Below are 1,124 nucleotides of genomic sequence, written 5' to 3'. Positions count from 1 at the left end.
CCCGAACAGAGCAGGATGTGTATTTCGGGTAGCATTCTCCGACTGATATATCTGTGGGAAAATATAAGAATACATGTGTGTCCACATGGCGCTATTCCAGCCGTCCTGCATATTATAATCGGAATTATGCGAGCCCCCGTTCAGAGGTTTGCCGTCATGCATATACCCACTGAACATGTCCGCGTTCAGATTCTGTATCAGTTGGAAAGGCCAGTTCTTTCCTTTTCCGTAGTCGTAATTAAAATAAATACCTTGCTGAATAATTCCCAAACGGATTCCATAGCCATTGTCATCAATAATCAAGTCATCATCCGTGATACCGGACAAATCGGTATTGTAATCACGGAAATTACCGGTACAAGCTACAGAGAACAGCAATAACCCCAACAAATATAGATATACATATTTTCTCTTCATTTCTCTCTCCTGCCTTTAAAATTCACATTTCAGAGTAAAGCCCAGACTACGGGTCGTAGGCATTCCGAACACTTCAATGCCTTGATTATCATTTCCGGTAGAAAGTACCAAATCCGGATCAAAAGGAGCTTTCTTATACAAGAAACATAGATTGCGGGCTACAAACGAAAGCTGAACATCTTTCAGTACCTTCGTTTTCTGTATCCACCTCCTGGAGAAATTATAGCTCAATGATACTTCACGCAACCGTAAATTGGTAGCATCATACATATAATACTCCGTCACCCCGGCACGCCCGCCTACTATTTTATAGAATCCCTTCACATCGTCTATACGCTGACCGTCGAGCATTACATATCCCCTGTCACGCGCATCAGCCGTTATTTCGGATACCCCATAAAGATCCATTTCCGCCTGCGTCTGCGAAAGGACTTCGCCTCCGTAACGCCAATCAAGCAGAAAATAAAGGGTGAAGCCTTTGTAAGAGAATGTATGGTCCCATCCCATCATAAAGACAGGGTTGGCATTGCCTACTTTCACCGTATTCCCATCACCCTCTACCAATGGAAGTCCTTTATTATCACCCTCTGTTTCGTAGACGATATTGCCTGCATCATCACGCACAAAAGCCTTACCATAAATATCACCGATAGAACCGCCTTTAATAAGCTTCATGGCATAGCTGGAAGAAAAACTGGTAGGCCCGT

The 1,124-nt window shown here is 43.5% G+C and carries 1 protein-coding gene and 1 pseudogene; both read right to left on the bottom strand.

Going from position 1 to position 1,124, the window contains the following annotated elements:
• The coding region (locus AB5935_RS27525) for a SusD/RagB family nutrient-binding outer membrane lipoprotein (protein WP_368328042.1) at positions 1-417 on the bottom strand (417 nt) is incomplete at its 3' end.
• A gap of 15 nt (positions 418-432) precedes the next feature.
• Positions 433-1,124 (bottom strand): annotated as a pseudogene (locus AB5935_RS27520) (SusC/RagA family protein); the annotation flags it as partial.

This window comes from Phocaeicola sp. RTP21198st1_B8_RTP21198_201120 (assembly GCF_040929485.1).
Taxonomy (GTDB): Bacteria; Bacteroidota; Bacteroidia; order Bacteroidales; family Bacteroidaceae; genus Phocaeicola; species Phocaeicola dorei.
This window is presented reverse-complemented; position numbering and strand designations above follow the sequence as displayed.